The sequence below is a fragment of the Solimonas marina genome, assembly GCF_012241385.1.
In the GTDB taxonomy this organism is placed as follows: Bacteria; Pseudomonadota; Gammaproteobacteria; order Nevskiales; family Nevskiaceae; genus Solimonas; species Solimonas marina.
Genome location: NZ_JAAVXB010000005.1, coordinates 62,431 through 87,599, shown reverse-complemented (window position 1 = coordinate 87,599; position 25,169 = coordinate 62,431). Strand labels below are relative to the sequence as shown.

The following is a 25,169-nucleotide window of genomic DNA, read 5'->3' as shown; positions in this document are numbered from 1 at the left end:
CATCGTCGGCGCGCATCGCGCGAACCGGACGAGACGAAAAAGACCACGGAGTTCACATGCAAGTGCAGCAGATCATCGGCGCGGCCAGTGCCGCCACCGGCCTCAGCGACTTTGGCGATCCGTCCGCGCTCGACGCGCTGGAACACCTGGTGCGCGCATCCAGTGAAGAGGCGCGCTTGTCACCGGCCGGCGCGCAGCGCTGGATGGGCAATCTGATCGGCATCGCCAGCAACCGCCTGAAGATCGTCGACTATCTGAAAAAGCACCCGGAGCTGCTCGAACGGCCGGTCGACAAACCGATGTTCGTGTTCGGCCTGCCGCGCACCGGCACGACGCTGACGATCAACCTGCTGTCCGCCGATCCCGGCCGCCGCTGCCTGCTGCGCTGGGAGGCGCTGAACCCGGTGCCGCCGGCGCAGTCCGGCGCGCTGTCGACCGATCTGCGCTGCGGCGCCGAGCGGCAGAAACTGCAGATGGCGCTGAGCTTCGCGCCGGAAATCGCCGCCGCGCACTTCGAGGAGGCGGACAGCCCGTCGGAATGCCAGTACGCGATGCAGCTGTCGTTCTGCGCGCAGATCTTCGACTCGACGCTGCACATCCCGAGCTACAGCCACTGGTTGCTGCACGAGGCCGACTACCTGCCGGCGTTCCGCTTCCACAAGCAGTTGCTGCAGCTGCTGCAAGCGCACAACGGCGGCCAATGGACGTTGAAGAATCCGTGGCATCCGCTGTTCCTCAACGAACTGACGACGGTCTACCCCGATGCGCAGCTGGTGATGACGCACCGCGATCCGGCCGAAGTCGTCGGTTCGGCCTGCAGCCTGCTACGCCACGTGCGGCCGATGTTCAGCGACCAGGTCGACAAGAAGGAGATCGCTGCGCTGCTGCTCGACACCTTCGACCTGATGATCGCGCGGCAGAACGCCTACCGTGACGAGCACGGCGAGCACGCGATTCACGACATCCAGTACGCCGAGCAGCTGCGTGATCCGATCGGCACCATGCGCAAGGTCTACGAGCGCTTCGACACGCCGTTCACGCCGCCGATCGAAGCCGCGATGCAGAAGCTGATGAACGACAAGCCGCAGGGCAAGCACGGCAAGCACGTCTACTCGCTCGAAGAATTCGGCTTGACTGCGAGCGGCGTCCGCCAGCATTTCAAGGACTACTGTGAGCGCTACGCGATTCCGACCAAAGCCTGAAACGAGCCGCGGCGCTTAGGAACAGCTGTGACCGCCACAGTCCGCGCCACTGCTGACACTGCCGCCGTTTTCGCCCAGCTGCATCTGCGACATCGACGTCACGTCATCGGGTGACGCGCCGCGCACGGGCACCGTCGCGCGCGTCAGCTCCCGGTTGACCGCGAGCACCACCGCGGCGCCGACCACTGGCAGCAGCCAGACCAGCAGCGCCTGCGCGATCCGCTGACCACGCTCGATGCCGCCGACGCGCACGAGCACGAGGCTCGCGACGCCGTTCAGGATCAGCAGGACCGCGGCGGCAATGACGATCAGCATGGTGTCATCGTGCCGCGGCACACCTCAGGCCGCAAACCGACGCTTCAGGCCCAGCGCCGCCGAGACGATCGCCATCGCCACGCTGCCGAGCAGCAGCCCGCAGACCAGCGCGGCGGCGCCGCCGCCGAGTGTCGAGGCCAGAAACGCCTCGCCGGTCAGCGATGCGACCCGCGCGTGCGCCGGGTGCAGGTAGTGCAGCAGCAGCGAACCGCCGACAAGGAACATGGCGACGGTGCCGACCACCGATAGCGTGCGCATGATCTTCGGCGCCAGCCACAGCATGCCGTTGCCGATGTGCGTGCCGAATGCGTTGCGGCCGCGCGCCAGCGCCAGGCCCATGTCGTCGAAACGCACCAGCAGCGCGACGAGGCCGTAGACGCCCACCGTCATCAGGATCGCCACCGCGATCAGCGCGATCACCGTGCCGAGCAGGCTCGCACCTTCGGTGCTGCCGAGCGCGATGATGATGATCTCCGCGGAGAGGATGAAGTCGGTGCGGATCGCGCCGCGAATCTTCTCGCGCTCCGACACCGGCGGCTGGGCCGGCGCCTCGGCATGCGCAGACCCGTCGTGCGCGCGACGCCACGGCCACGGGGCGTGCAGCAGTTTTTCGATGCCCTCGAAGCACAGGTAAGTACCGCCGCAGAGCAGCACCGGGCCGATCAGGAATGGCGCGAACGCCTTCATCACGATCGCCAGCGGCACCAGGATCGCCTTGTTGAGCAGCGAGCCCTTGCCGACCGCGAAGACGATCGGCAATTCACGATCCGCCTTGACGCCCGCCAACTGCTCGCCGCTGACGGCAATGTCGTCGCCGACCACGCCCGCGGTCTTCTTCGCCGCCACCTTGGACAGCACCGCCACGTCGTCCATCAGACCGGCAATGTCATCCAGCAGCGCCCACAAACTCGTCATCGCAATCCCTTGTTCCAGAACTTCCGGCCCCGCGGATGGGGCCGCTCGCGCGGTCGTTCGTGTCGCAGCGGCCGCGTGCCGCCCATTATCCGGGCGAATGGCCTGAAGATTCAAATACGTCGCGTTAGCTACACATAGTTTGCATTTATTGCTCGTCGCTCGTAAGATTTGCAACACATGAGTTGCAAGTGCAGCTCATCAACAACGTTCGAATCCGCGGCCGCCGCAAGGCGCGCCACCTGACAGGGAGTTCGCCTCATGACCCGCACCGCCGTCGCCGCCCCGATGAAATACCTCGACCAGGCCCTCACCGGCCTGCGCGCGATCGGCCAGCCGGCCCCGCGCGATGCCGCGACGCCGGCCGTCGCGCTGGTCATGCAACTGGCGCACGTCGACGAGGCGCGCGTCGTCTCGATCTGCCGCGTGCTGCAGCAATCCAGCCACTTCAATGCGCTGATGCGCGAGCAGATCACGACGATGACGGTCTCCGAGCGCTATGCCGCGATCGCCCAGGACTTCGACTCGATCCGCGACGACGCACAGCGCCTGATCGAGTCGTCCACGCACGGCGCGCCCGGCATGTACGAGCGCCTCGGCCAACTGTGGATGCGCGCGACGCGCGGCGACATCGCCTCGCGCTTCGCCAAGATTCGCCGCCACTATCTCGACGTCTCGCACGACGCCGAGCAGCAGTTACGCACACAGCGCGCGATGCTCGAGATCTACGCCGACTTCCGCCTGGCGATGAAGGAAGCCGAGATCCAGGCGCAGGAACTGCTGGCCCTGCAGCGCACGCGTCTCGACGACGCGCATGCCGCGCTCGACCGCGCACAGCAGACCGCCGATGCCGCCACCACCGGCGACGGCGCGACGCTCGGCCGCCTGACGCTGGCGCGCGACGAGGCGATGCGCGTCGTCCACGACGAGGACGCGCGTTATCAGATCGCCAAGGACCTCGCCGACGATCTGCGCGTCGGCTACGCGACGTCCGAGGCGGTGATGGCGCGTCTGCAGCAGACGCAGCAAATCCGCCAGCGCGTGCACGCGCGCTCGGTCTCGTTCTTCGCGACCAACGAAACGGTGTTCACCGCCCTCAGCGCGGCGTTCACCGCGCAGCAGGGCCTGCACGAGAGCACCGAGACGCTCAACGCGCTCAGCGGCGGCATCAGCCGCGGCGTCGAGTCGGTCGCCGACCTCGGCGACGAGACGCTGCGCACCGGACTGCGCGCCGGCTACGGCCCGACGCTGCGCGCCGACGCCGTGAAAAAACTCGTCGATGCGGTCGTCGGCTTCCAGGACGGCGCGCTGCAACTGATCGACGAGCTGCGCACCCAGGCCACGCGCGACGCCGCCGAGATCGCCGACTACGTCGAAGACGGCAAGCGCCGCTACGCCGCCCAGGCCCGCAACCCGGAGCACGCGAAATGAGTCTGCTCACCTTCGTCACCGCCGGCGGCAATCTGCCGTTCGCGATCAGCGCCGCCTTCCTGTTGCTGCTGCTGACGCTCGAACTGGCCGGACTGCTGCTCGCCGGCATCGGCGTCTCGCATCTCGGCGAGTGGTTCGGCGATCACGGCGACGCCGATCTCGGTGGCGTCGCCGTCGACGCGCTCGGCTATCTGCACTGGGGCAAGGTGCCGCTGCTGGTGCTGCTCGCCTCGCTGTCCGGGCTGTACGCGCTGGCCGGCTTCGGCGTGCAGTCGCTGGCCGCCGCCTATGCGCCGGCGCTGCTGCCGGCGTGGCTGGCGTCGATCCCGGCCGTCGTCGCCGCCGTGGTCGGCACCCATGTGCTGGCCAAACCGATCGCACGGCTGATGCCACGCGACAGCGGCGACGCCATCAGCGAACGCGGCCTGCTGTCGCTGGTCGGCCGCGTGCGGCTCGGCCCGGTCACCGCGGAGCTGCCCGGCGAAGCGCTGGTGCGGGACGCCGAAGGCCACGACCACGTCGTGCGCATCGTCGCCGCGCCCGGCGTGTCGCTGCCGCCCGATACCGAAGTCGTCATCACCGGCCGTGCCGGTGCGTTTCACACCGCCGCGCCCTTGGCGCCGGCGGTCGATCACCCCGCCCGTGCCGACGCCCGCGCGCCGGCCGCCGGTCGGTCCTCGCAACCTTCCGTCAGGAGCACCTCGTAATGGACCAGCTCATCTTCATCGGTGTTTCGGCACTCACCGGCCTGATCATCATCGCCTTCATCGGCCTCACCCTCTCGCGTCTGTGGCGCCGCGCCACGCCGGAGCGCGCCATCGTGCGCACCGGCGGCGGCAAGGAATTCGTGACGATGACCGGCGGCTGCTTCCAGATTCCGGTCATCCACGAAATCACCGTCGTCAACATGTCGACGATGCGTCTCGACATCGAGCGCACCGGCGAGCGCTCGCTGATCACGCGGGACCGCCTGCGCGTCGACGCCAACGTCGCGTTCTTCACCCGCGTGATCCGCACCGCCGAGGGCATCTCGACGGCCGCCAAGTCGCTCGGCCGCCGCACCTATGACACGGACGAAATCCGCAAGCTCATCGAATCCAAGTTCGACGACGTGATTCGCGCCGTGGCGATGGGCATGACCCTGTCCGAACTGCTCGACCAGCGCGACCAGTTCCGGCAGATGGTGCTCAAGGCCGTCAGCGCCGATCTCGAAAAGAACGGCCTGGAACTCGAAGCCGTGTCGGTGACCACGCTCAACCAGACCGACCTCAAGTTCTTCAAGGACGACAACGTCATCGACGCCGAAGGCAAGACGCTGATCACCCGCGAAACCGAATCGCGCCGCCGCGAGCGCAACGACATCACCCAGGAGACCGAGGTCGCCATCGCCCAACGCAACCTCGAAGCCTCGCAGCGCAAATTCTCGATCCGCCAGGCGGAGGAACAGGCGCGCCTCGAACAGGAGGAAAAAGTCGCCAATCTCACCGCCGAGCAGAACGCCCGCGTCGCCGCCGTGCGTGCCGAACAGGAGAAGCGCTCCAAGCAGGCCGACATCGAAACGGCACGCGCCGTCGAGCAATCCGAGATCGCCCGCCGTCAGGGCATCGAGATCGCCGAACAGCAGCGCCGCATCGCCATCGCGCAAAAGAGCAGCGAACAGTCGGCGGCCGAAGCCGAGGCCAACAAGGCCCGCGCCGAAGCGGCGAAGTCCGAGCAGGACGTCGTCACCGCCAATGAAGTCGCCCGCGCCGAGCGCGAGCGCCGCGTCGCCGTGATCGTCGCCGAGCAACAGGCCGAGCAGCAGGCGGTCGCCACGCGCGTCGCCGCCAAGACCGAACGCGACGCCGCCGAGGACCGCGCCAACGCCGTGCTGACCGTCGCCAAGGCCAATGCCGACGCGATGACCATCGAAGCCGACGGCCTCAAGGCCAAGCAACTCGCCGAAGCCGAAGGCCGCCGCGCCATCAACGAGTCGGAGAACGCCCTGTCCAAGGACATCATCGCCCTGCGTCAGGCGCTCGCCGTCATCGAAAAGCTGCCGGCCATCCTCGAAGCACAGGCCAAGCCCATCGAAGCGATCGACGATCTCAAAGTCGTGCTGTTTCCCGGCGCGCCGGGCACCACCGGCGCCAACGGCAACGGCCAGCCCGCCGCCGCCAACAGCGCCAACGGCGGCCTCGCCCAGCAACTGACCGACATGCTGCTGAGCCTGCGCATGCAATCGCCGATGGTCGACGCCGCCCTCAAGTCCGCCGGCCTGCTCGACGAAACCGGCAAGCTCGGCGTCCCCACCAGCGCCCTCAGCGCCACGGAACCCGCGGTAAAAGCCGCCGCGTAAACCACCACAGAGCGGCCGTCACCCCGACGGCCGCTCTCCCCCGGCGGAAAAGCCCGGACAGACAGCCCACCGGTTTATTGGAGATTGCGTGCTCCCTTTTCCGCACCGCCTTCCTGTTATTCGACGGCCTGCTGATACTGTGACCGCGCGATCACACGCCCCACTCTTTTATTGGACAATTCCGTGTCTTCTAAATGGCGTAGGCGTAAAAGAACATGACCTTGCCCTTGCGCTGTCCCTGCTGTGGTTACAAGACGCTCGTCGAGCGTGCTGGGGACGAAATTTGCCCCGTGTGCTTTTGGGAAGATGACGGACAGGATGATGCGGATGCAGATGAGGTCTGGGGCGGGCCAAACGGAAATCTCAGCCTGTCGCAGGCGCGTGCAAACTACAGAGCGTTCGGCGCTTCGAGCGAGCGGCGCAAGCCGTTCGTCCGGCCTCCAATTCCGGAGGAGTTGTTGTGAGCGCACCCAACAATTGCATGCGGCATCGGATAGGTGGCACCACGACTCGACTGCATAGATGCTATGTGCCGGCATCCACGCCTTCGTCGCGGCCGCGCCTGAGCTTGAGCGTTCTGCGGCGTGGAGGAGCGGGGAGAGCGTCGAGTAATGGGAAGGCGTAGGTCGCTGCGGTCAGTGGCGGAAGGGATGGCCACATCATTCGCCGCGCGCAACAACGATGTTTGCGGCTACTGGGCTTTGGGCTTTCTTCGCGCGCAGGCGGAGGCGAACGGAACGAGTCAGTTGGAGATCAAGATCAAGCCCGCCCTTCCTGCTACCTCGCCTGTTTTTGAGGTCGTGCAAACCCGATATTCCTTGATGCTTGATCGTCAACTTCAAGCCAATGGGCTTCCGAGGGAATGGGTTCAGCGTTGTCGGATCTCATTAGATCTAACCACGCCAGAGTCTGCACTTCGAGGCTATGAACGCTTCGGGGTCGGGAGCGGGTTCGAGTGCCGAGTAGATATCATGGACGATCGCGGCAAGACATTTTCCGCACGAGCGCGAAGCAGGGCGCGGAGTCATGACCCCCGTCTCGAGATGAAGTCTATACGGAGAAACGAGCCTTGGAATCGAGGTTTATGAAATCAAGACCGCAGGCGATGGTCGCCGCCGAACAATACGCTCCAGCTCAGCCTAGCAGCTCAGTAGGGCGGGATTCATCCCGCCGGTCGCGCCCATTCCACTGATGGCGCGATAGGTCGGCAGCCGATCGGCTGCACCCCACATCAACAGGAGCAACGAATGGGCTTCACGACAATAGGTGCCGCGCCGGTACACGCGAAGCACAAAGCCAGTTGCCACTGCGGCGCTGTGGAATTGCGGCTCGATCTGCCGGACGGCGTGGTCGATCCGCGGCGTTGTAACTGCTCGTATTGTCGGCGCCGCGGCACCATCGTCGCATCGGTGCCGCTGAGCGGCCTGCACGTTGTCAAAGGCGCAGAGCATCTCAAGCTTTATACGTTCAATACGCAGACCGCCAAACACTACTTCTGCTCGATCTGCGGCATCCACACGCATCACCAGCGCCGCTCCAATCCCGCGCTTTATGGCTACAACCTCGCGTGCCTAGACGGCATCGACCCCTTCGATCTGCCCGACGTTCCGACCAGCGATGGCGTCCACCATCCTGCCGATCGACACGCGGAATGACGCGGAAGGCGGGATGAATTCCGCCCTACGCCGGCCTCAGCCGTAGGTCGGCTTCTGCGGCCAGCCCGGCGGGGAGTCTTCCCAGTCTTCCTGGCGACCGTAGGGTGTGACGTCGAGCAGGCGATAGGCGTCGGTCAGGTATTCGCAGCCGCGCGCGTAGCTTGAGTAGCTGTGGAAGACAGTGTTGTCGTCGCCGCGGAAGAACACGCTGAGGCCGGGGATCTCGCCCTTAGCGCGTCCGCGGACGTTTGGCGCCAGCTCGTCGAGGCCGCGATAGTTGAGTTCCGGCGGCGCTTTATCCGCGTCGAGCGTCGCGTGAAAGTCGTAGTTGAAGTCGCTGGCGAACGATGAGTACCACGGCAGGGTCCAGCCTCGCTTTTCGCGATAGGCCTTGAGCTTCTCGTACGGCGCGCGCGAGATCAGGACCATCGAGGTCTGGCGCGCGGCCAGCATCGACAGATCACCGATCGCGTCGACCCAGCCGGTGCAGCCGTGACAGCCTTTTTCCCAGGCTGGGTCGAACATGAAGTGGTAGACGATCAGTTGCCGCCGCCCCTCGAATAGATCGAGCAGGCCGCAGCCGCCCGACTCACCTTCGAAGCGATAGTCCCGGTCGAGTCGGACCATCGGCAGGCGACGGCGCTTGGCGTTGACCGCATCGCTCAAGCGCGTCACCGCCTTTTCCTGTTGCAGCAGGCGTTTGCGTTCGCGCCGCCAGGTTTCGCGGTCCACGAGCGGCGGGTGTGCGAGCATCGATTCGTTCATCGGCGGCGCCTCGTTCGTCAGGGTTCAGTCTGACGACGAACGAACACGGCCGGAATCGACACGCGATGCGGCGGGGCTTTGCCGCCGCGATCGCGAAGGTTGCGAGGGCTCAGTCCAGACCGGCGAGGATCTGGCTCATGCGCTTGCCGGTGGCGGACTTGGTCAGCGCGTGCACGATGGCCTTCTTCAGCACGTCTTCGGAGAATTTCGGCTGGGCCAGGTCGGTGGGGCACTGCAGCGGGCCGACGAAGGTGGGCCAATCCTGACCGACCCACCATTCGCAATCGAACGGATCAGTGCCGTCCTCAACCGGCTTGGAGACGAAGCGCTGCGTTTTCGCGTCGAACGACACGTCTTCGTTGACGCCGGTCACGACAAAGCGGACCACGGCATCGGCGTAGACGTTGCAGAAGGATTCGTGAATGCTTCTTTCAGTTTTCATCTGCGAAATTTTAAACCCGATCGACGAACGCCGCCGTCCCGGCCGGCGGGCACCGGCGGATTCGGCCGCGCTCGCATCGTAGGAGCGGCGCAAGCCGCGACCCTCCGCGCCCGAAGATGACGCAGGTCGCGGCTTGCGCCGCGCCTACGACAGAAGAGCGCTGGCGTCAGAATGCATCGCCAGGCACGCGCACCCAGCCTTCCATCAGCACCCGCGCGCTACGCGACATGATGGCTTTCTTCACCACCCACTGACCGTTCTCCAGCGCCGCGGCGGCGCCGACGCGCAGGCTGCCGGACGGATGGCCGAAGCGCACGGCTTCGCGCTCGCCGCCGCCTGCGGCGAGATTGACCAGCGTGCCCGGAATCGCCGCGGCGGTGCCGATGGCGACGGCGGCAGTGCCCATCATCGCGTGGTGGAGCTTGCCCATCGACAGCGCGCGGACGTTGAGGTCGATGTCGTCGGCCTTGATCGCCTTGCCGCTGGACGCGACATAGTCCTTGGGTGGCGCGACGAACGCGACCTTGGGCGTGTGCTGGCGCTGTGCGGCCTCGGCGACGTCCTTGATCAAGCCCATGCGCAGCGCGCCGTAGGCACGGATCGTCTCGAACCTTGCCAGTGCCTTGGCGTCGCTGTTGATCGCGTCGCGCAGCTCGGTGCCGGTGTAGCCGATCTCGTCGGCATTGAGGAACACGGTCGGAATGCCGGCGTTGATCATCGTCGCCTTGAACGTGCCGACGCCCGGCACTTCGAGCTCATCGACCAGATTGCCAGTCGGGAACATCGCGCCGCCGTCTTCGCCGTCATCGGCGGGGTCCATGAACTCGATCTGCACTTCGGCGGCCGGGAACGTCACGCCGTCGAGTTCGAAGTCGCCGGTTTCCTGCACCGCACCGTTGGTGATCGGCACGTGGGCGATGATGGTCTTGTTGATCTGCGTCTGCCAGATGCGCACGATGCAGACGCCGTTGTCCGGGATGCGCGCGGCGTCGACCAGACCGTTGCTGATCGCGAACGAGCCGACCGCGGCGGTGAGGTTGCCGCAGTTGCCGGACCAGTCGACGAAGGGCTTGTCGATCGACACCTGACCGAAGCGGTAGTCGACGTCATGATCGGGCCTGGTGCTCTTCGACAGAATCACGGTCTTCGACGTGCTCGACGTCGCGCCGCCCATGCCGTCGATCTGCGCGCCGTACGGATCGGGCGAGCCGATCACGCGCAGCAGGAATTTGTCGCGCGCCGTGCCCGGCTCGCGGCAGCGCTCGGGCAGCTCGTCGAGCTTGAAGAACACACCCTTGCTGGTGCCGCCGCGCATATAGGTGGCGGGGACTTTGATTTGCGGGACCTGAGTCATGATGCACACCTCAAAAAACATGGGCGGCGCGTGATCGCGCCGCCCTAGGGAAATGACCGTCAGCGGCACATCTCACGCCGCCTTGCTCGACTCCAGGAAGTCCTGCGCGAAGCGCTGCAGTACGCCGCCGGCTTCGTAGATCGACACTTCTTCGTCGGAATCGAGTCGGCAGGTCACCGGCGCTTCGACGGTTTCACCGTTCTTGCGGTGAATGACCAGCGTCAACGTCGCGCGCGGCTTGCGCTCGCCGATCACGTCGAAGGTTTCGGTGCCGTCGATGCCCAGCGTCAGCCGCGTGGTGCCCGGCTTGAACTCCAGCGGCAAGGTGCCCATGCCGATCAGGTTGGTGCGATGGATGCGCTCGAAGCCTTCGGCGACGATGGCCTCGACACCCGCCAGGCGCACGCCCTTGGCCGCCCAGTCACGCGACGAGCCCTGCCCGTAGTCGGCACCGGCGATGATGATCAGCGGCTGCTTGCGCTCCATGTAGGTTTCGATGGCTTCCCACATGCGCACCACCTTGCCTTCCGGCTCGACGCGGGCCAGCGAACCCTGGCGCACGCTGCCGTCCTCGTTGCGCACCATCTCGTTGAACAGCTTCGGGTTGGCGAAGGTCGCGCGCTGCGCAGTGAGGTGATCGCCGCGATGCGTCGCGTACGAATTGAAGTCTTCTTCCGGCAGGCCCATCTTGTGCAGATACTCGCCGGCCGCGCTGTTCATCAAGATCGCGTTCGACGGCGACAGATGGTCGGTGGTGATGTTGTCCGGCAGCACCGCCAGCGGCCGCATGCCCTTGAGCGTGCGCTCGCCGGCCAGCGCGCCTTCCCAGTACGGGGGGCAGCGGATGTAGGTGCTCTGCGGGCGCCAGTTGTAGAGCGGGCTGATCTTCTCGCCCTCGACGACCTTGAACGTGAACATCGGGTCGTAGACCTTGCGGAACATTTCCGGCTTGACGCTCTGCGCGATGACAGCGTCGATTTCCTCGTCCGTCGGCCAGAGATCCTTGAGCGTCACCGGCTTGCCGTCCGCATCCGTGCCCAGCGCATCCTTCTCGATGTCGAAGCGCACGGTGCCGGCGATCGCATAGGCGACGACCAGCGGCGGCGACGCCAGGAAGGCCTGCTTAGCATACGGATGAATGCGGCCGTCGAAGTTGCGGTTGCCGGACAGCACGGCCGTCGCGTACAGATCGCGGTCGATGATTTCCTGCTGGATCTTCGGGTCCAGCGCGCCGGACATGCCGTTGCAGGTGGTGCACGCGAACGCGACGATGCCGAAGCCGAGCTGTTCGAGTTCCGGCAACAGCCTGGCTTCTTCCAGATATAGCTGCACGGCCTTGGAGCCGGGCGCCAGCGAGGTCTTGACCCAGGGCTTGCGCGTCAGGCCGCGCGCGTTCGCATTGCGCGCCAACAGACCGGCGGCGATGACGTTGCGCGGGTTCGACGTGTTGGTGCAACTGGTGATCGCGGCGATGATGACGGCGCCATCCGGCATGGTGCCGTGGCCGGCTTCCGGCATCTTCCACGCGTCGGCAATGCCACGCTCGTGCAGCGCGCTGGTCGGCAGGCGACGATGCGGATTCGACGGGCCGGCCATGTTGCGCACGACGGTCGACAGATCGAACTTCAGCACCCGCTCGTACTGCGCGGTCTGCAGCGAGTCGGCCCAGAAGCCGGCTTGCTTGGCATAGATTTCGACGAGCTGGATCTGCGATTCGTCGCGGCCGGTGAGCTTCAGATAATCCAGCGTCTGCTGGTCGATGTAGAACAGCGCCGCGGTCGCGCCGTACTCCGGACACATATTGGAGATCGTCGCGCGATCGCCGATCGTCAGGCTCTTGGCGCCCTCGCCGTAGAATTCGAGGTAGGCACCGACGACCTTTTCCTTGCGCAGGAATTCGGTCAGCGCCAGCACCACGTCGGTGGCGGTGATGCCCGGCTGCGGCTTGCCGGACAGCTCGACACCGACGATGTCCGGCAAGCGCATCCACGACGCGCGGCCGAGCATGACGTTTTCCGCCTCCAGGCCGCCGACGCCGACGGCGATGACGCCGAGCGCATCGACGTGCGGCGTGTGCGAATCGGTCCCGACGCAGGTATCCGGAAACGCGACGCCGTCCTGCGTGTAGATCACCGGGCTCATCCGCTCCAGATTGATCTGGTGCATGATGCCGTTGCCCGGCGGAATCACGTCGATGTTCTCGAACGCTTCCTTGGTCCAGTTGATGAAGTGGAAGCGGTCGTCGTTGCGGCGATCTTCGACCGCGCGGTTCTGCGCGAACGCATCCTTCTCGAAGCCGGCGTGCTCGACGGCCAGCGAGTGATCGACGATCAACTGCACCGGCACGACCGGATTGACCTTGGCCGGATCGCCGCCCATCTCGGCGATCGCATCGCGCAGGCCGGCGAGATCGACGAGCGCGGTCTGACCGAGGATGTCGTGACAGACCACGCGCACCGGGAACCACGGAAAGTCGAGATCGCGCTTGCGCTCGATCAACTGGCCCAGGTAGGCGTCGAGCTTTTCGGGCTCGCCCTTGCGCACCAGATTCTCGGCATGCACGCGCGCCGTATACGGCAGCGTCGCCCACGCACCCGGCTTGATGCTGTCCACGGCCTCGCGCGCATCGAAGTAATCGAGCGCGCTGCCGGGAAGTTTCTTGCGATATTTAACGTTCATCGGAACTTCCAAAAAGATATGTGAACCACAGATTGCACAGATTCACACAGACTTAAAAGATGAATTTCTTTTCTTTTTAATCTGTGAAATCTGTGCAATCTGTGGTTAGCCGCTTTTGATGTCGCGGTTACTTGCGGTCTTTCAGCGGCACGAACTTGAGGTCTTCCGGACCAACGTAGTTCGCCGACGGACGGATGATCTTGCCGTCGATGCGCTGCTCGATGATGTGCGCGCTCCAGCCGGCGGTGCGGGCGATGACGAACAGCGGCGTGAACATGTCGGTCGGCACGCCCATCATGTGGTAGCTGACGGCGCTGAACCAATCGAGGTTCGGGAACATCTTCTTGATGTCCCACATCACCGTTTCGAGGCGCTCGGCGATGTCGAACATCTTCAGGCTGCCGGCTTCATTCGACAGGTCACGCGCCACTTCCTTGATGACCTTGTTGCGCGGATCGGCGATCGTATAGACCGGGTGGCCGAAGCCGATCACGACTTCCTTCTTCTCGACGCGCGCCTTGATGTCGGCTTCCGCTTCGTCCGGGTTGTCGTAACGCTTCTGGATTTCGAACGCGACCTCGTTGGCGCCGCCGTGCTTGGGGCCCCGCAGCGCGCCGATGCCGCCGGCGATGGCGCTGTACATGTCCGAGCCGGTGCCGGCAACGACGCGGCAGGTGAAGGTCGAGGCGTTGAACTCGTGCTCGGCGTACAGCACCAGCGAGGTGTGCATGGCCTTGACCCACGAATCCGACGGCGTCTTGCCGTGCAGCAGGTGCAGGAAGTGGCCACCGATCGAATCGTCGTCGGTTTCCACTTCGATGCGCTTGCCGTTGTAGGCGTAGTGGTACCAGTACAGCAGCATCGAACCGAGCGACGCCATCAGCTTATCGGCGATGTCGCGCGCGCCCGGATGATTGTGATCTTCCTTCTCCGGCTTGACGCAGCCGAGCACCGACACGCCGGTGCGCATGACATCCATCGGATGCGCGGACGGCGGCAGCTGTTCGAGCGCCGTCTTGACCGCGGCCGGCAGGCCGCGCAGCGCCTTGAGCTTGCCCTTGTACGCGGCGAGTTCGGCGGCGGTCGGCAGCTTGCCGTGCACCAGCAGGTAGGCGATTTCCTCGAATTCGCACTGCGCGGCGACGTCGAGAATGTCGTAGCCGCGGTAATGCAGGTCGTTGCCGCTGCGGCCGACCGTGCACAGCGCGGTGTTGCCGGCGGCAGTGCCGGACAGCGCGACGGACTTCTTCGGCTTGAACGTCGGGGCGGTGGTTTCGCTCATCGTCAGTCTCTCCTTGGAATGGGCGGCGCGGCGCGCCTTACTTCTTCTTCGACGCGAACAGCGCGTCGAGCTTCTGCTCAAAAGCGTGGTAGCCGATACGGTCGTACAGCTCGGCGCGCGTCTGCATCATGTCGACGACGTCCTTCTGATGGCCGTTGGCGCGGATCGAGGTGTAAACCGCTTCGGCGGCCTTGTTGGCGGCGCGAAATGCCGACAGCGGAAACAGTTGGATGCCGACGCCAGCGGTGGCCAGCTCGTCGCGACTGAACAGCGGCGTGGCGCCGAATTCGGTGATGTTGGCGAGCACCGGCACCTTCACGGCATCGGCGAACTTCCTGTACGTCGGCAGATCGTAGGCGGCTTCGGCGAAGATGCCGTCGGCGCCGGCCTCGACACAGGCGATCGCACGCTCGATCGCGGCGTCGACACCTTCGGCCTGGATCGCGTCGGTGCGCGCGATCAGGAAGAAATCGGCGTCGGTCTTGGCGTCGGCGGCGGCCTTGACGCGGTCGACCATCTCGCCCTGCGTGACGATCTCCTTGCCCGGACGATGACCACAGCGCTTGGCGCCGACCTGGTCCTCGATGTGGCAGGCGGCGGCGCCGGCCTTGATCAGGCTCTTGATCGTGCGTTCGATGTTGAACGCCGACGGGCCGAAGCCGGTGTCGATGTCGACCATCAACGGCAAGTCGCAGACATCGGTGATGCGGCGTACGTCGACCAGCACGTCGTCCATGGTGTTGATGCCGAGGTCCGGCAGGCCCAACGAACCGGCGGCGACGCCGCCACCCGACAGGTAGATGGACTTGAAGCCGGCGCGCTGCGCGAGCAGCGCGTGGTTGGCATTGATCGCACCGATTACCTGCAAGGGCTTTTCGGCAGCGAGGGCGGCGCGAAACTTGGCACCGGCGGAAGACGTCATGGGCGGCTCCTGTGAGCGCGGACCGACAGCGGGCCGTTCCGCGTGTTCTTGTGTGGTGCCCCCAATACTCAAGGGGCGTGCCAGCCACAAACCGCACGCGCCGCATCGACGGCCATCGCCCATGCCGTTGAAATATCTGTCTATTTCTCGACGCCGCGGATGCTCGCCCGCGCAGCGCCAAGGTTTCGCGTTTCACCTCACCATTGAAGTGAAACATTGAAACGAAATTTGGAACATAATCTGCAACATGCAATGGCAGGACAGCAGCGCGCAGCCGACCATCTGGACCGTGAGCGTCACGCGGCTCTCGCGGCTGTTTCGTGACGTCACGCCGTTCTTCGACGGCCGCGCGCATATCGAGACCATCGACCTCGGCTTTGAGGAAGCGGTCACGCACATTCGCGAGCGGCTGCGCAACGAAGACTGCGACGTGCTGCTGTCGGCCGGCTCCAACGGCGAATACCTGCGCAACCGCATCGACAAGCCGATGGTGCTGGTCCGCCCGGACGGTTTCGATCTGATGCAGTCGCTGACGCGCGCGCGGCGCCACGCCGAGCGCATCGGCATCATCACCTACGGCGACGAGCTGCCGGCATTCGCAGCCTTCCGGCAGCAGTTCGGCCTGCACGTCGAACACCGCACCTACCACAACGCCGAAGAGGCGCGCGACGTGGTGGCCGAACTCGGCGCGCTGGGCTGCGGCGCCATCGTCGGCACCGGCTACATCACCGAGCTGGCCGACCGCGCCGGCCTGAACGGCATCCTCATGTATTCGCCGGAGTCCATTCACCGCGCGTTCGATCAGGCGATCGACCTGGCGCGCATGCTGCACAGCGCGCGCAGCGGCGCGCCAGCGCGCGCCTCACGCAGCGACGCCGACGCGCGCTACAGCCTGCGCCGCCTGCTCGGCAACAGTGACGCCACCGTGGCGCTGCGCGATCAGGTGCGCGTCTACGGCAGCAGCGATCGCACGGTGCTGATCACCGGCGAGACCGGCACTGGCAAGGAACTGGTCGCGCAGGCGCTGCACGGCGCCAGCCCGCGGCGCAGTGGGCCGTTCGTCGCCGTCAATTGCGGCGCGATCGCCGAATCGCTGCTCGAATCGGAGCTCTTTGGCTACACCGAGGGCGCGTTCACCGGCTCGCGGCGCGGCGGCCGCATGGGTCTGATCGAAGCGGCCAGCGGCGGCACGCTGTTTCTCGATGAAATCGGTGAAATGCCGCTGGCGCTGCAGACGCGGCTGCTGCGCGTCCTTGAAGAGCGCGAAGTGCTGCGCGTCGGCAGCGTGCGGCCGGTGCCGGTCGACGTGCGCGTGATCGCCGCCACGCACAACCCGCTCGATGCGCTGACTGCCGACGGCCGCTTTCGTCGCGATCTGTTCTATCGGCTCAACGTGCTGCGCATCGCGCTGCCGCCGCTACGCGAGCGTGCCGACGACATTCCGTTGCTGCTGATGCATTTCCTGCGCGCGGCCGGTGCGGGGCCGATGGTGATCGACGCGCCGGCGCAGGCGACGCTGCGTGCGCACGACTGGCCGGGCAATGTTCGCGAGCTGCGCAATCTGGCCGAACGCATCGCCGTGATGGCGCATGCCGAATCGCCGCTGTCGGCGCTGACCCGTCCGCTGTTGTTGCGCTGCGCCCCGGAGATCGCCAGCCAGAGTGCGGCGCCTCCCTCGCCGCCCCCCGACGGCAACAGCGGCCAACGCGCGCGCGGCACGCTGGACCCCGCCACCATCGCCGAAGCCCTGCGCCTGCACGGCGGCGACCGCCAACGCGCCGCCGCCGCACTCGGCGTCTCACGCACGACGCTGTGGCGGCACCTGAAGGCAACCCGAGCGCCGTGAGCTCGGGGGAGCCGGCGGGTGAAAAGCGCTGAACCGCAGATTGGCGCAGAGACTAAAGACAAGCTGGATGGGACACTGCTTACGGCGCAGCGGTCGCGGTTGGCGCCGCTCCTACAAAAGCTGTGCGCAGGTGCAGGAGCGGCGCCAGCGGCGACCTCCCGGCATCGCAGCGCAGGTTTCACCGATTGAAAGGCGCAAACCCGGCGACCGCTTCCCTTCTGTGCAATCTGTGAAATCCGTGGTTCATCACGCTTTTGACTCTGCGTGAATCTGCGCAATCTGCGGTTCAGCGCTTTTTAGACGCGCGCGCAGAGGCTCAGAACACCAGCAGCGCCGAACCCCAGGTCATGCCGCCGCCGACCGCTTCGAGCATGACCTTGTGCCCGGGCTTGATGCGGCCGTCGCGGACCGCGGCGTCGAGCGCCAGCGGCACCGAGGCGGCGGAGGTGTTGCCCTGGCTCTCCACCATCGTCACCACGCGCTCGCGCGGCAGGCCGAGCTTGTCGGCGGTGGCCTGGATGATGCGGATATTGGCCTGGTGCGGCACCAGCCAGTCGATGTCGGCGCCGGTCATGTTGTTGGCCGCCAGGGTCTCGCGGCAGACCTCGTCGAGCACGCGCACCGCGAACTTGAAAACCGCGCCGCCGTCCATGTGCACGAAGGCACGGCCGAGGATCTCGCCGTTGTGCACGGCGCCGTCGACGTTGAGGATGCCGCTCTGGCTGCCGTCGGCGTGCAGATGCGTGGAGAGGATGCCCGGCGTTTCGCTGCGTTCGAGCACGACGGCGCCGGCGCCGTCGCCGAACAGTACGCAGGTGCGTCGATCGCTCCAGTCGAGCAGCCGTGAGAACACCTCGGCGCCGACCACCAGTGCGCGCTTGCTCTGGCCGCTGGCGACGAACTTGTCGGCCACCGCCAGCGCGTAGACGAAGCCGGTGCAGACGGCCTGCACGTCGAGCGCGGCGCAGCCTTTGATCCCGAGCTTGTGCTGCAGCAGCGCCGCCGTCGACGGAAACATCATGTCCGGCGTGGTCGTGGCAACGACGATCATGTCGATGTCGGAAGCCTGCACGCCCGCCGCTTCGAGCGCCTGGTGCGCCGCCTGCAAGGCCAGGTCCGAGGTCTTTTCCTCGGGGGCGGCGACGTGGCGGCTGCGAATCCCGGTCCGCGAGAAAATCCACTCGTCGGTGGTGTCAATCCGGCTTTCGAGATCGACATTGCTCAAGGACTTCGCGGGCAGGTAGCTGCCGGTACCGACGATTCGGGAATACGCCATCTTTCGCTCGTGGGGAGGGCCGTACGCTGCGGCCGGGAGGCGTATCTTAGCGCGGCTGGTGGCCCCGCTACGACAAAGGCCCGCCGGCCGACAATGGCCGACGGGCCCTCACCTGTCCGTCACCTCAGTGCAGCGGCGCGGGTTCGCCGTTCTGCGACTCGTCGTCCTGTGCGGCGGCGGCCTTCTTCTGATGGTCGGCGCCGAGCCAGCGATACATCGCCGGCACCACGAACAGCGTGAACATGGTGCCGATCAGGATGCCGGTGAAAATCACCAGCCCCATGTGGTTGCGACCGACGGCGCCGGCGCCGCTGGCGAGCACCAGCGGAATGACGCCGAGCGCCATGGCCGCCGTCGTCATCAGGATCGGTCGCAGCCGAATCGACGCGGCCTCGCGGATCGCGTCAACCTTGCTCATGCCGGATTCCTGCAACTCGTTGGCGAACTGCACGATGAGGATGCCGTGCTTGGCGATCAAACCGACCAGTGTCACCAGACCCACCTGGGTATAGATATTCAGCGTCGCGTGCAGCACACCGAGGAACACGAAGATCATCGCGCCGAAGATCGCCATCGGCACCGACATGATGACCACCAGCGGATCGACGAAGCTCTCGAACTGCGCCGCCAGCGCCAGGTAGATGATGATCAGCGCGAACGCCATCGTCACCGCGAACGCGCCGGACTCCTGCATGTACTGCCGAGACTCGCCGGCGTAGTCGATGTTGTAGCCGGTCGGCAGCACATCCTTTGCGATGTCACGCAGCGCCTTCAGCGCATCACCCTGTGTGCCCTGAAACACGCCCTGGACCGTCGCCGCGTTGAGCTGCTGAAAGTGCGGAATGGATTCCGGCACCGTCTGCGTCTTCAGTGAGATCACCGTCGACGCCGGAATCGACGCGCCGTCGGCCGTGCGGATGTAGTAGTTCTTCAGCTGATCGGCATTCAGCCGGCTACGTTGCTGGACCTGCGGGATCACGCGATACGAGCGGCCGGAGATGCTGAAATAGTTGACATAGCCGCCGCCGAGCATCGCGCTCAGCGTCTGGCCGACGTCCTGCATGGTCAGGCCCATCAACGCCACCTTGTCGCGATCGACGGATACGACCGTCTGCGGCGCGTCGAGCTTGAGGCTGTTGTCGATGACGAAGAACTTGCCGGTCGCCTGTGCCTTTTCGAGCACCGACTGCGAAACCTGATAGAGCTCGTTGAACGGTCTCGTGGTGGTAATGACGAACTGCACCGGCAGACCGCCATCCGAACCCGGCAGGGCCGCCGGCTGGAACGCGAAGATCTTGGCGCCGGCAACGTCGTTGTACTTCTTCTGCAGCTCCTTCTGGATCTGCGTCGCGTTTTCGCTGCGCTCATCCCAGGGCTTGGCCAGATACAAGGACACACCCTGATTGATGGTCGGCACGCCGTTGACCTGCACCAGCTGCTGGAAGTCCGGTCGCGTCTTGATCGCGTTGTAGACCTGATGCGTGTACAGGTCCATCTGATCGACGCTGGCGTTCGGCGCGGCCGTGGTCAGCGCGAAGACCAGGTTCTGATCCTCGGTCGGCGCCAACTCCTGGCGCGTGAACTTCATCATCGCGAAGATCATCGCGACCACGGCGAAGCCGAACACCACCACCACCGGCCAGTTCGACAGCGCACTGCCGAGCCAGCTGCGATAGCGCGCAGTGACGCGCTCGGCCGTGCGGTCGACGAGTTTGACGAACGGCCGCTCGTGATCGTCGGCACGCAGGAAGCGCGAGCACAGCATCGGCGACAGCGTCAACGCGATGATCGCCGATACCGCGACGGCGCCGGCCAACGTGAAGGCGAACTCCGAGAACAGCTTGCCGGTCAGGCCGCCCTGGAAGCCAATCGGCACATAGACGGCGATCAGCACGACCGAGATCGAGATGATCGGCCCCGCCAGTTCGCGCGCGGCCAGCAACGCCGCCTGGTAGGGCTTCTTGCCTTCCTTCATGTGTCGGTCGACGTTCTCGACGATGATGATCGCGTCGTCGACGACCAGACCGATGGCCAGGACCAAGGCCAACAAGGTCAACAGATTGATCGAGTAGCCGAGCACCAGCATCATGAAGAAGGCGCCGATCAGCGACAGCGGCATGGCGATCACCGGAATCGTCACCGAGCGCACGCTGCCGAGGAACAGGAAGATCACCGCGGTGACGATGACCAGCGCCTCGACCAGCGTCACGACCACCTCATCGATGGCACTGCGCACATACGAGCTGGCGTCGTAGCCGATGTTGCCCTTGATCGCCGACGGCAGGTTCGACTTGATGTCCGGCCAGACCTTGCGGATGCCGTCCATGACCGACAGCAGGTTCGCGTCCGGCGCCACGAAGATGCCGATGAACACCGCAGTCTTGCCGTTGTACGCGACGTCGCTGTCGTAATCCTCGGCGCCGAGCGTGACCTTGGCCACGTCATCGAGCCGAACGATGGCACCGTCCTTCTGCTTGACCACCAGATTGCGGAACTCGGACAGCGAGTGCAGATCCGTGCCGGCGGTCATGTCGACGCTGATCATCTGGCCGCGCGTCTTGCCGATCGCCGACAGGTAGTTGTTGGCGGCCAGCGCGCTGTAGATGTCGGTCGCGGTGACATTGCTCGCCGCCATCTTCACCGGGTCGAGCCAGGCCCGCAGCGCAAAGCGCCGACCACCGATGATCTGCGCCTGCTGCACGCCGGGCACGGTCTGCAGCTTCGGCTGCACGACGCGAATCAAATAGTCGGTGATCTGGTTGTTGGCCAGCGTGTCGCTGGTGAACGCCAGATACATCGACGCCGTGGTCTGGCCGTTCTGCAGGCTCAGCGTCGGCTGCTGCGCATCGGCCGGCAGCTGGTTGAGCACCGAGTTGACCTTGGTGTTGATCTCCGACAGCGCCTGATTGCCGTCATAGTTCAGCCGCAGATGCGCGGTGATCGTCGACACGCCGCTGGCGCTCGACGAGGTCATGTAGTCGATGCCCTGCGCCTGCGCGATCGCCGACTCCAGCGGCGTGGTGATGAAGCCGGCGACAACGTCCGGACTGGCCCCGTAATAGACGGTGCTGACGTTGACGGTCGCGGTCTCGGTCTCGGGGAACTCGCGAACCGAGAGACTGAACGCGGCCCGCAATCCCAGCACCAGAATCACGAGGCTGACGACGCTGGCCAGCACCGGCCGGCGAATGAAGATATCGGTGAAGTTCATGGCGATCGCCCGTATCGCTTACTGGTCGACCGGTTGCGGATCCGGCGAGGCCGCCGGCTGCACCGAATTGTTGACGACGACGGTCGCGCCGTTCTGCAGCTTCAGCTGACCGCTGGTGACGACGACATCGCCAGCCTTGAGCCCGTCGAGGATCGCCACCTGACCGCCGCGCGACGGACCGACCGTGACAAAGACCTGATACGCGACCAGATCATCCGGACTCTTGCCGTCGTCCGCCGCCGGCTTCTTCTTGGCATCGTCCGCCTTGGCGTTGAGCTTGGCGTTGTCGGCATCGATGCGCTCGGCCTCGACCATCGCCGCCGGCTTGTGCGCATCGACCTTGTCGGCATCGCTGCGTTTGACGACCACATAGACCGTTTCACCGTACGGGTTATAGGCGATCGCCGTCTGCGGCAACGTCAGATACTGTTGTGGCGCACCGGACTCCAGCTGCACCTTGGCGAACATCCCCGGCAACAACTGGTGCTCGGGATTGCGCAGCACCGCTTCGATCTTGATGTTGCGCGTGTCGGTATCGACGATCGGATCGATCGCCGTGACCTTGCCGGCGAACTGCGTGCCGGCAAACGCATCGACGCCGATCTCGACCTTGGCCCCGACCTGCAGCGCCGACAGCTCCTGCTGCGGAAGGTTGAAGTCGACGTAGATGGGATCGAGTTGCTGTAGCGGCACGATGTCGGCGCCGGCCGCCAGAAACTGGCCCGGATTCACCGTCGAGATCCCCAGTCGACCGGAGAATGGCGCGCGCACCGTCTTCTTCGCGACCAGCGCCTCCTGTTGCGCCAACTGCGCCTCGGCGCTGGCGAGGTTGGCCTTGTCGGTATCGAGCTGCGCCTGCGAAATCGCCTTGGCGGCGTACTGCTTTTCGCTGCGCTGATAGACGATCTTCGCCAGATCACGCGACGCCCGCAGGGCGTTGGCGGCGGCGATGTCGGAGTCATCGACCAGTTCGAGCAGCTTCTGCCCTTTCTCGACGTCCTGGCCCGACGTGAAGTCGACCGTGTGCACGATGCCGGCGAGTTCGTTCGACAGCGTCGCACCGCGGACCGCGCGCAAGCTGCCAACCGCATCCAGCGACGGTTGCCAATCCTGCTGCTTCACCACCTCGGTCGACACGGTGAACTTCGGTCCACCCTGCACCTTGAAGCCCTGAATCATCTTGTAGATGCCAAATGCCTTGAGCGCGACGAGCACCACGACGATGCCCAAGATGACCAGAACCAGCTTGATCCAGCGATTCATGTGCTTCCCTCAAATCCTTTTTCGGTATCCGCTACGGCACTACTGCGCCGACGACACGGCCGTGGCCGTGGGCGCCGCACCGTCATTCTGTGGGTTCCACCAGCCACCGCCCAGCGCCTGGAACAGCGCCGCGGTGTCGGTGTAGCGCGCCGCCTGCGCCGTGATGAAATCGATCTTGGCCTGCTGCTGCTGACGCTGCGCATCGAGCACGTTCAGATAGCCGACCGCACCGGCACGGTACGAGCGCTGCACCAGATCGAGGTTCTGATCCGCGCTCTGCAGCGCCGCGTAGCGCGACTGCAGCGCCTGCGCATCATTGCCGAGCGCATGCAGGCTGTTGGCGACATCGGCAAAGGCTTGCAGCACGGTTTGACGATAGTCGGCCGCCGCCTGGTCGTAGGCCGCCACGGCGGCGCGCTTGCGTGCGCGCAACTCGCCACCGTGGAACAGCGGCGCCGTCAGACCACCGGCAATGCTCCAGACTTCGGTCGAACCATCGAACAAATCACCGGACTTGGTCGCTTGCGAGCCGTAGCTGCCACTGATCGTCAGGCTCGGCAGCTGATTGGCGGTGGCGACACCGACATTGGCCGACGCCTGATGCAGCAGCGCCTCGGCGGCGCGGATATCGGGCCGCTGCTGCGCAAGCTTGGACGGAACCGACAATGGAATCTGCTGCGGCAACGTCAGCTTGCTCAGGTCGAGCGACGCGTCGTCGAAGTCCGACGGCAGCACGCCCAGATAGACGGCGAGCTGATTGCGCGTTTCGCTCAACTGCTGGCGCAGGCCCGGCAGTGACGCACGCGTGCCTTCGAGCTGCGTGCGCGCCGACAGCACATCGGTCATCGCCACCGCGCCGAGCTGATACTGTTTCTCGGTGATGCGCTGCTGCTCTTCGAGCGACTTGACGATGTCCTCGGTCGCCGCAACCTGGGTCTGCAGCGAGGCTTCGCGCACGCTGGCGGTGACAACATTGGCCGCCAGCGTCAGATACGTGGCCTCGGCTTCGTACTGCTGATAGTCGGCGGCTGCGGTCTGCGCCTCGATCGAGCGGCGCACCGCGCCGAAGATGTCGAAGGTGTACGACACGCCAACCGACGCGCCGAACAGATTGTAGATGTAGCCGCCGTTCGCGCCGCCCTGCGTCGCCGTGTTGATCTTCTGCCGCGAGGCCTGACCGTTGAGATCGAAGCTCGGCCAGTAACCGCCGTTGGCGGCTTTGACGTTCTCCTGCGCCTGGCGCAGCGACGCCTGCGCCGACGCCAGCGTCGGGCTGTGCGCGAACGCCTGGTCGATACGCTTGCTGATCAGGTCGGAGCCGAACAAGGACCACCACTGCGCCGGAATCTCGGCGCCGAACTCCAGCGTCTGCGCTTCGCCGCCGGCGACCGGCGTCGCCACGGTCTTCTTTGCAAGCTCGCCGGCGGTGTACGTCGTCGCCTGATCCGGCGCCGGGGTCTTGTAGTCGGGGCCGACCGCACAACCGGCCATGGCCAGCGTCAGGGCCGCGGCAGCGGCGGCCACGGCCGTCTTAGAGATCGAGGTCTTCATTCATCACTTCCCTGCTGAAACGGGCCGCCAGCTCGTCGTAGGCGGCAGTGTCCGAAGTATCGGCGAGCGGCTTCCAATCCATGCCGTTGAGCAAATCGCTGAGGTGCCGCAGCATCAGCTGATACGGCTCGCGGATGCTGTACTGCTCGAGCAGCCCCTCGTGGTGAACGATGGCGTGCAGGCCCACTGCCAGCGCCCACGGCGCGAGGCAAATCTGTTCGATCGACAGACCGCGCGCCTGCAGCTCGCCGCTGCGCAAGGCGTCGTCGATCACATCGAGCGTTGCCTGCCGCAGCGGCCGGTGCATGTCCATGCACGCCTGCCGTCGCGCTTCGGGCGCCGCCCCCCACACCACTTCGGTGAAGGTGAACTGCAGCAGTCGGAAATGATCGGGACAACGCCGCGCCAGCATCATGTCGGCGAGCGCGAAGCCGAGCATGCGATCACGACTGCTGGCCTTCCAGTCGCGGACACGCTCGAACATCTGTACCCGCCCTTGCGACTGATCGGTCGCCAGCGCCAGCAACAGGTCTTCCTTCGACACGAAGTGCTGATACAGCGTGCCCACCGCGTAGTCGCACTTCTCGGCGACCCGGCTCATCTGCAGGTTCAGCAACCCATCCTGGACGATCAGTTCACGGGCAGCGGTCAGAAACCGCTGTTCGCGTTCCGCGAAGTCCCGCAGGCGCCGTTCCTTGGTCCCCATGTCGTCCTGAATCCGTACC

General features: G+C 65.5%; 20 protein-coding genes. 7 read left to right on the top strand and 13 right to left on the bottom strand.

The features are described 5' to 3' along the window. The first annotated feature begins 56 nt into the window (after nucleotides 1–56). On the top strand, nucleotides 57–1,202 hold the full coding sequence (locus G7Y82_RS10735) for a sulfotransferase family protein (RefSeq protein WP_168148060.1): 1,146 nt from the start codon (nucleotides 57–59) through the stop codon (nucleotides 1,200–1,202). A 15-nt stretch (nucleotides 1,203–1,217) separates the two neighbouring features. Here G7Y82_RS10735 and G7Y82_RS10730 read toward each other — a convergent pair whose 3' ends face one another. Together G7Y82_RS10730 and G7Y82_RS10725 are read right to left on the bottom strand one after the other, a co-directional pair. Next, entirely contained in the window at nucleotides 1,218–1,517 is a 300-nt protein-coding gene (locus tag G7Y82_RS10730; RefSeq protein WP_168148058.1) for a hypothetical protein, read from the bottom strand. Between the two features lie 24 nt (nucleotides 1,518–1,541). Next, nucleotides 1,542–2,432: a DUF808 domain-containing protein gene (locus G7Y82_RS10725; RefSeq protein ID WP_206370564.1), complete on the bottom strand. Its 891-nt coding sequence runs from the start codon at nucleotides 2,430–2,432 to the stop codon at nucleotides 1,542–1,544. 258 nt (nucleotides 2,433–2,690) lie between these two features. Here G7Y82_RS10725 and G7Y82_RS10720 point away from each other — a divergent pair, with 258 nt between their 5' ends. From G7Y82_RS10720 to G7Y82_RS10700, 5 genes are all read left to right on the top strand, one after another. Beyond that, nucleotides 2,691–3,860 (top strand): cell surface protein, encoded by a 1,170-nt coding sequence (locus G7Y82_RS10720; protein WP_168148056.1) that lies wholly within the window; start codon nucleotides 2,691–2,693, stop codon nucleotides 3,858–3,860. After that, the gene (locus G7Y82_RS10715; protein WP_168148055.1) at nucleotides 3,857–4,567 is read left to right on the top strand and encodes an OB-fold-containig protein; all 711 of its coding nucleotides are present in this window, start codon (nucleotides 3,857–3,859) and stop codon (nucleotides 4,565–4,567) included. Before G7Y82_RS10720 ends, G7Y82_RS10715 begins: the two co-directional genes overlap by 4 nt. Beyond that, entirely contained in the window at nucleotides 4,567–6,198 is a 1,632-nt protein-coding gene (locus tag G7Y82_RS10710; protein WP_168148053.1) for a flotillin family protein, read from the top strand. The genes G7Y82_RS10715 and G7Y82_RS10710 overlap by 1 nt, the downstream gene beginning before the upstream one ends. A 215-nt stretch (nucleotides 6,199–6,413) precedes the next feature. Further along, nucleotides 6,414–6,662, top strand: coding sequence for a CPCC family cysteine-rich protein (locus tag G7Y82_RS10705; RefSeq protein WP_168148051.1), 249 nt, complete (start codon nucleotides 6,414–6,416; stop codon nucleotides 6,660–6,662). 783 nt (nucleotides 6,663–7,445) lie between these two features. After that, entirely contained in the window at nucleotides 7,446–7,853 is a 408-nt protein-coding gene (locus G7Y82_RS10700; protein WP_168148050.1) for a GFA family protein, read from the top strand. A gap of 36 nt (nucleotides 7,854–7,889) precedes the next feature. Here the strand turns inward: G7Y82_RS10700 and G7Y82_RS10695 are convergent, their stop codons facing one another. From G7Y82_RS10695 to prpB, 6 genes are all read right to left on the bottom strand, one after another. Further along, entirely contained in the window at nucleotides 7,890–8,618 is a 729-nt protein-coding gene (locus G7Y82_RS10695) for a DUF899 domain-containing protein (protein WP_168148048.1), read from the bottom strand. A 109-nt stretch (nucleotides 8,619–8,727) separates the two neighbouring features. Then, nucleotides 8,728–9,153 carry a hypothetical protein gene (locus G7Y82_RS10690; protein ID WP_168148047.1) on the bottom strand — a complete coding sequence of 142 codons (426 nt, stop codon included), beginning with the start codon at nucleotides 9,151–9,153 and terminating at the stop codon, nucleotides 8,728–8,730. A gap of 73 nt (nucleotides 9,154–9,226) precedes the next feature. Then, a complete protein-coding gene (gene prpF / locus G7Y82_RS10685) occupies nucleotides 9,227–10,414 on the bottom strand; it encodes a 2-methylaconitate cis-trans isomerase PrpF (protein ID WP_168148046.1) in 1,188 nt (395 codons plus the stop codon). A gap of 72 nt (nucleotides 10,415–10,486) precedes the next feature. Next, on the bottom strand, nucleotides 10,487–13,093 hold the full coding sequence (gene acnD, locus G7Y82_RS10680) for a Fe/S-dependent 2-methylisocitrate dehydratase AcnD (RefSeq protein ID WP_168148045.1): 2,607 nt from the start codon (nucleotides 13,091–13,093) through the stop codon (nucleotides 10,487–10,489). 127 nt (nucleotides 13,094–13,220) lie between these two features. Further along, nucleotides 13,221–14,375: a bifunctional 2-methylcitrate synthase/citrate synthase gene (gene prpC, locus G7Y82_RS10675; RefSeq protein WP_168148044.1), complete on the bottom strand. Its 1,155-nt coding sequence runs from the start codon at nucleotides 14,373–14,375 to the stop codon at nucleotides 13,221–13,223. A 37-nt stretch (nucleotides 14,376–14,412) separates the two neighbouring features. Continuing rightward, nucleotides 14,413–15,297, bottom strand: coding sequence for a methylisocitrate lyase (gene prpB, locus G7Y82_RS10670; RefSeq protein ID WP_168148043.1), 885 nt, complete (start codon nucleotides 15,295–15,297; stop codon nucleotides 14,413–14,415). A 247-nt stretch (nucleotides 15,298–15,544) separates the two neighbouring features. Here prpB and prpR point away from each other — a divergent pair, with 247 nt between their 5' ends. Next, entirely contained in the window at nucleotides 15,545–17,143 is a 1,599-nt protein-coding gene (gene prpR, locus G7Y82_RS10665) for a propionate catabolism operon regulatory protein PrpR (protein ID WP_168148042.1), read from the top strand. Between the two features lie 316 nt (nucleotides 17,144–17,459). Here the strand turns inward: prpR and G7Y82_RS10660 are convergent, their stop codons facing one another. From G7Y82_RS10660 to G7Y82_RS10640, 5 genes are all read right to left on the bottom strand, one after another. Then, nucleotides 17,460–18,419, bottom strand: coding sequence for a beta-ketoacyl-ACP synthase III (locus tag G7Y82_RS10660; protein ID WP_168148041.1), 960 nt, complete (start codon nucleotides 18,417–18,419; stop codon nucleotides 17,460–17,462). Between the two features lie 124 nt (nucleotides 18,420–18,543). After that, nucleotides 18,544–21,630 carry an efflux RND transporter permease subunit gene (locus G7Y82_RS10655; protein WP_168148040.1) on the bottom strand — a complete coding sequence of 1,029 codons (3,087 nt, stop codon included), beginning with the start codon at nucleotides 21,628–21,630 and terminating at the stop codon, nucleotides 18,544–18,546. A gap of 18 nt (nucleotides 21,631–21,648) precedes the next feature. Continuing rightward, nucleotides 21,649–22,893 carry an efflux RND transporter periplasmic adaptor subunit gene (locus tag G7Y82_RS10650; RefSeq protein WP_206370563.1) on the bottom strand — a complete coding sequence of 415 codons (1,245 nt, stop codon included), beginning with the start codon at nucleotides 22,891–22,893 and terminating at the stop codon, nucleotides 21,649–21,651. 39 nt (nucleotides 22,894–22,932) lie between these two features. After that, complete coding sequence (locus tag G7Y82_RS10645; RefSeq protein WP_168148039.1) at nucleotides 22,933–24,444, bottom strand: efflux transporter outer membrane subunit; 1,512 nt, start codon at nucleotides 24,442–24,444, stop codon at nucleotides 22,933–22,935. Beyond that, a complete protein-coding gene (locus tag G7Y82_RS10640) occupies nucleotides 24,425–25,150 on the bottom strand; it encodes a TetR/AcrR family transcriptional regulator (RefSeq protein WP_168148038.1) in 726 nt (241 codons plus the stop codon). The genes G7Y82_RS10645 and G7Y82_RS10640 overlap by 20 nt, the downstream gene beginning before the upstream one ends. Nucleotides 25,151–25,169 lie beyond the last annotated feature (19 nt).

What these genes read in the sequence shown, in the direction of transcription:
- G7Y82_RS10735 (WP_168148060.1), top strand. Translation starts at nt 57, where the DNA reads ATGCAAGTGCAGCAGATCATCGGCGCGGCCAGTGCCGCCACCGGCCTC.
- G7Y82_RS10730 (WP_168148058.1), bottom strand. Translation starts at nt 1,517, where the DNA reads ATGCTGATCGTCATTGCCGCCGCGGTCCTGCTGATCCTGAACGGCGTC.
- G7Y82_RS10725 (WP_206370564.1), bottom strand. Translation starts at nt 2,432, where the DNA reads ATGACGAGTTTGTGGGCGCTGCTGGATGACATTGCCGGTCTGATGGAC.
- G7Y82_RS10720 (WP_168148056.1), top strand. Translation starts at nt 2,691, where the DNA reads ATGACCCGCACCGCCGTCGCCGCCCCGATGAAATACCTCGACCAGGCC.
- G7Y82_RS10715 (WP_168148055.1), top strand. Translation starts at nt 3,857, where the DNA reads ATGAGTCTGCTCACCTTCGTCACCGCCGGCGGCAATCTGCCGTTCGCG.
- G7Y82_RS10710 (WP_168148053.1), top strand. Translation starts at nt 4,567, where the DNA reads ATGGACCAGCTCATCTTCATCGGTGTTTCGGCACTCACCGGCCTGATC.
- G7Y82_RS10705 (WP_168148051.1), top strand. Translation starts at nt 6,414, where the DNA reads ATGACCTTGCCCTTGCGCTGTCCCTGCTGTGGTTACAAGACGCTCGTC.
- G7Y82_RS10700 (WP_168148050.1), top strand. Translation starts at nt 7,446, where the DNA reads ATGGGCTTCACGACAATAGGTGCCGCGCCGGTACACGCGAAGCACAAA.
- G7Y82_RS10695 (WP_168148048.1), bottom strand. Translation starts at nt 8,618, where the DNA reads ATGAACGAATCGATGCTCGCACACCCGCCGCTCGTGGACCGCGAAACC.
- prpF (WP_168148046.1), bottom strand. Translation starts at nt 10,414, where the DNA reads ATGACTCAGGTCCCGCAAATCAAAGTCCCCGCCACCTATATGCGCGGC.
- acnD (WP_168148045.1), bottom strand. Translation starts at nt 13,093, where the DNA reads ATGAACGTTAAATATCGCAAGAAACTTCCCGGCAGCGCGCTCGATTAC.
- prpC (WP_168148044.1), bottom strand. Translation starts at nt 14,375, where the DNA reads ATGAGCGAAACCACCGCCCCGACGTTCAAGCCGAAGAAGTCCGTCGCG.
- prpB (WP_168148043.1), bottom strand. Translation starts at nt 15,297, where the DNA reads ATGACGTCTTCCGCCGGTGCCAAGTTTCGCGCCGCCCTCGCTGCCGAA.
- prpR (WP_168148042.1), top strand. Translation starts at nt 15,545, where the DNA reads ATGCAATGGCAGGACAGCAGCGCGCAGCCGACCATCTGGACCGTGAGC.
- G7Y82_RS10660 (WP_168148041.1), bottom strand. Translation starts at nt 18,419, where the DNA reads ATGGCGTATTCCCGAATCGTCGGTACCGGCAGCTACCTGCCCGCGAAG.
- G7Y82_RS10655 (WP_168148040.1), bottom strand. Translation starts at nt 21,630, where the DNA reads ATGAACTTCACCGATATCTTCATTCGCCGGCCGGTGCTGGCCAGCGTC.
- G7Y82_RS10650 (WP_206370563.1), bottom strand. Translation starts at nt 22,893, where the DNA reads ATGAATCGCTGGATCAAGCTGGTTCTGGTCATCTTGGGCATCGTCGTG.
- G7Y82_RS10645 (WP_168148039.1), bottom strand. Translation starts at nt 24,444, where the DNA reads ATGAAGACCTCGATCTCTAAGACGGCCGTGGCCGCCGCTGCCGCGGCC.
- G7Y82_RS10640 (WP_168148038.1), bottom strand. Translation starts at nt 25,150, where the DNA reads ATGGGGACCAAGGAACGGCGCCTGCGGGACTTCGCGGAACGCGAACAG.